The sequence below is a fragment of the Zavarzinia sp. genome, assembly GCF_041650655.1.
Taxonomy (GTDB): domain Bacteria; phylum Pseudomonadota; class Alphaproteobacteria; order Zavarziniales; family Zavarziniaceae; genus Zavarzinia.
The window spans coordinates 1-3,996 of the sequence record NZ_JBAZKR010000189.1; the positions used below are offsets into that span (position 1 = coordinate 1).

At 69.2% G+C, this 3,996-nt stretch carries 2 protein-coding genes; both read right to left on the bottom strand.

Annotated features, from left to right (window positions below; translation table 11 throughout):
• Positions 1 to 99: 99 nt before the first annotated feature.
• On the bottom strand, positions 100 to 3,576 hold the full coding sequence (gene tssM / locus WC493_RS21925) for a type VI secretion system membrane subunit TssM (protein WP_373068532.1): 3,477 nt from the start codon (positions 3,574 to 3,576) through the stop codon (positions 100 to 102).
• A 35-nt stretch (positions 3,577 to 3,611) separates the two neighbouring features.
• The coding region (locus WC493_RS21930; RefSeq protein ID WP_373068534.1) for an OmpA family protein at positions 3,612 to 3,996 on the bottom strand (385 nt) is incomplete at its 5' end.

Here is a 3,996-nt window from a genome sequence, read left to right on the forward strand (position 1 = left end):
GCCAGCCGCCCCAGCGATCGACGAAGACCCGCCGCTCGCCGCAGACGACGAAATCCGGCGCCGCCGGCAGCTTTCCGAAGAGCGTGAGGCCGATCCCGTTCATTGCGGGCACCGGAAGTTCCGCAACGCCGGCAGGCTGAGCGGATTGTGCAGCGCGTTGGAGGTAACGATATAGGTTGCCGAAACACCGCCGACCCCGGCCGTGAAGGATACGGTTTCGCCACTCGCCCGCATCCCGCTGGCTTCGGCGAAACGCATCAGGGACCAGGGGCCGCTCGTCTCCCGGCCGCGCAGGGGCGGCTCGCCCGGCGTCGCGCTGTTGACCAGGGTCACGGCCGTCCGCTCGAAGCCGGTGGGGGCCGGCCATTCCACCTGCGCAGGCGCATTGCCGGGCCTGGCGGCCACCACCGCTGCACCGGTTTCCAGGCTCACCAGCTCCAGACTGCCGGACCCGCCCGCCACCATGGCGCGGATGGTGAAGGTCGCGGCCGGGCGGCTGCGCCCGCCATCGAAGAAGGTGTCGCGAATGTCCGCCGCCAGACGGAACGGCGTCAGAAGATCGGGAGACAGCGACTGGGCCAGGCGGGAATCCGCCCGGAAACGCCAAGGCGTCACCGAGGTGTCGACCTCGTCTTTCAGGCGCTCTCGGAAGAAGCTGTCGAAAACGCCCCCGGCCCCGAACAGGCGCCCGAAATCTGCCAGGGGCACGTCGACCTGCGAGGCTTTGACGAAGGGGTAGCGCCCAGAGACGATTTTGGCGCATTCCCCCGCCACTTCCGCCTTTACCGCACCGGCCACTTGCTGGGCCGAAAGCCCCGAATAGTTCTGCTCGATTCCCATGGCGGCCGTGCGGACGAGACTGGCGAAAGGTTCCGGCAAAAGGCTGGCCTTCGCCTTCAGGACCTCGATCTGGCCGGGCAGTTCGGCCTCGGCCCGGGCCCGCACGGCGGCCGAGCCGGTGCCGAATTCGGCGAGGCTGTGACCAACCGCGTCCAGCGCCGCCGTGACCTGATCGACCAGCCGCTGCCCCGGGGCACCGGTCAGGGCGTTCCTGTAATCCCTGAAGGCGTTCTCGATCTCTTGGCCCGGGGCCTGAGCCGAAGCCACGGTCCCCGCCGCCGCGCCGGACGGTGTATCCCCGGACGCACCATCGGCCGGGCCGGTCAGCGCGCTCTCGTCGCGGACCGACTGGATGATCTGAACGATGGGCGAGGTCGGCGCCGCGGCGGCAGCCAGGGACTGCCGTGCCGCCACTCCCTCGCCCCCGAGGGGCTTGATCCGCAGGCGTCCCAGGGCCTGCGTCCAGGCGGCCCGGAATTCGGTGCCGTAGCGGCGCATGAGATCCGTCGCCAGGCGACCGTATTGCTGCGTCACCGCGGCACTTTCGCCGGGTGTTCCGAGCACCCAGGCATCACGTCTCAACTCGTCGCCGATCCCCCGGACCCCGGGCACCAACGACTCCTGGAAGCCGCGATAGGTGAAGAAAAAGGGCACGGTGACGGCATCGAGATCGCCGCCCTCGGCGGTGAAGACCAGGGCCAAATCGTTGCCGCCGGCCGTCGTCGCCCGCCATTCGCGCCCAGCCCCCGCCGCCAGCGCCCTGGAACGCAGCGTCTCGAAGGCGCGATCCGCGAGGCTGATCTGCGCCAGGGCGGACTGCGCGGCGAAGAGCAGGGGTTGGTTGGTCGGCGCCATCACCGGCCGGCCGTCGTCGATCGCGAACAGTGCCTCCATATGGCCGCGCAGTCTCTGGCGGATCGCCTGGTTGGCGCTGCCGGGATAGAGATTGGCCGCGAAGTCGCGGTCGAACCATGCCAATGCGGGACCGGGATCGCGCACTCCCCCAGCGACGAGCAGATAGACTTTCACCGCCTCGTAGAGTGACGTGACGTCGCGCCGGGTCAGGCCGTCCGCCAGCACCTGCTCGAGCCGCAACAGCATCCGAGTCCGCAACAGCCGGTCCAGGCCCGTCCGATAAGTCGATTCCGCCTGGCTCCCGATCCGCGCCCGCTGCCCGAGACCGAAACCGGCCCAGATCGACCCTGCCTCCGAGCGGCGGCCATAACCGGCCGGAAGGTCGCGCAGGACGTCCAGGGTGGGCAGGGTCGACTCGAAATCGACATCGTCGACGAGCGTCTCGGGGAGCAGTGCCGGCTGCGCCGCCAGGATCGTCCGCGGGCTGTCGGCCGCCAGCGCGGCCAGCTCGGCGTTGACGCCGAAACTGACGAACCAGGCCACCGCCATCGCCAGGCACAGCACCGCCGTCCCGGCGAAGACGGCCGCACGCAGCAGGTTTTCCCGGCGGACCTCGGCCGGGTCGCTGGATACCCAGCCAGCCTCGCCGATGATCACCCGGCGCACCAGGTCGGTCAGGAAGAAGCTCTTTCCCCGTCCCCCCGCAATGGACGGCGGCCGGCGCCCGAAGGCCTCCGCCTGGGCCCCGATCAGGCGGTCGATGGGCGAGCCCTCCTGGGTTCCCGATGTGAAGTAGAAGCCCCGCAGCGTCGCCCCGCGCTGATAGGGAGTTTCGTCGAAGACCTTGTCGAGAAATCCGCATACGGCGCTCTCGAGCGTCTTCATCTGCGTGGGAAAGGCCAGGATCTCGGCGCGTGTGACCGCTACCGTCTCGCGTTCCAAGCGGTCCGGCACCATGGCGCTCAACCGCTCGATCAGGGCGTCGAAACACTTCGGTGCTTCGGCCGCCCGCGCTGCCTGGGTCGAATCGGCCGGGAAGGTCGTGCCCCAGACGGACCGTCGTCCGTCTTCCTTCAGGTCGTCGAAAAATGCCGTGAAGCCGGCGACGAGGTCCATCTTGGAGAACATGACATAGACCGGCAGATCGATCCTGAACTTGTCGCTCAGTTCGGCGATCCTCCGGCGGACGGCTTGGACATGGGCGGCCACCGCCGCCTCGTCGTCGGCCAGGAACGCTTCGATGCTGATCGCGACGATGACGCCGTTGATCGGCTGTCGCGCCCGGTTTCGCTTCAGGATGTCGAGGAATTCGAGCCAACTCTCCTTGGAACCTTTCGTATCGCTCTCGCCCTGGGTCGTGTAACGGCCGGCGGTGTCGATGAACACCGCCTCCTTGGCGAAGAACCATTCGCAGTATTGCGTGCCGCCCGAGCCGGAGACGCCGCGTCCCGCGGTTCCGTCGCGCAGATCGAACGACAGGCCGCTGTTGACCAGCGCGGTCGTCTTGCCCGAGCCGGGCGGGCCGATGATGACATACCAGGGCAGATCGTAGAGAAAGCCGCCCTTGCCCCCGCCCGAGTGCTTCAGGACGCGCAGGGCCTCCTGCATCCGCTCGCGCAGAGGGCCCGCGTCGGAACCGGCATCGTCGGCGACCATCGCCTTCTCGAGATTGGCGACGGCCCGCCGGCGTCGCCGCAGCAGGACGCCGGCGACGGCCGCCGCCCCGACGACGGCGACCAGGATCACCGCCGAGCGCACCCATTCGCTCGCCAGCGGAAAGAAATTGCCGAAGCCGAGCAACGGCCCCGCCAGCCACACCAGTGCCGCAAAGGCGACGAGCCCCACCGTCCCCACGGCGAAGCGAAGGAGCATCCCGGACATCCCCACGACTCCTCCCGGCAGGCCGCGCAAGCCCCTCATTCCCGCTCGCGCGGCAGTTGGATATCGACCCGCCGGTTGACCGCCCGGCCCTCCGGCGTGGCGTTGGTGGCGAGGGGCACCGTGTCCCCCCGGCCCTCCACCTCGATCCGATCGTGGTCGCTCAGACCTTCGGACAACGCTTCCGCGACCGCGTGGGCCCGCGCCACCGAAAGTTCGAAATTCGACGGGAAGCGCGCCGTGTGGATCGGTGTGCCGTCCGAATGGCCGACGACCCGGATCACGCCCGGCTCCTTGTCGAGGACGGCGGCGATCTGCGCGGCCAGCGGCGGGAACTCGACCGCCAGATCGGCGCTCCCGGGCTCGAAGGTGACCACGGCGCCGACCCGGATCACGATGAACTTCGGGCTCGCATCGACGGTC

Excerpts from the sequence above, each read along its gene's own strand:
- tssM (WP_373068532.1), bottom strand. The coding sequence starts at position 3,576 with ATGTCCGGGATGCTCCTTCGCTTCGCCGTGGGGACGGTGGGGCTCGTC.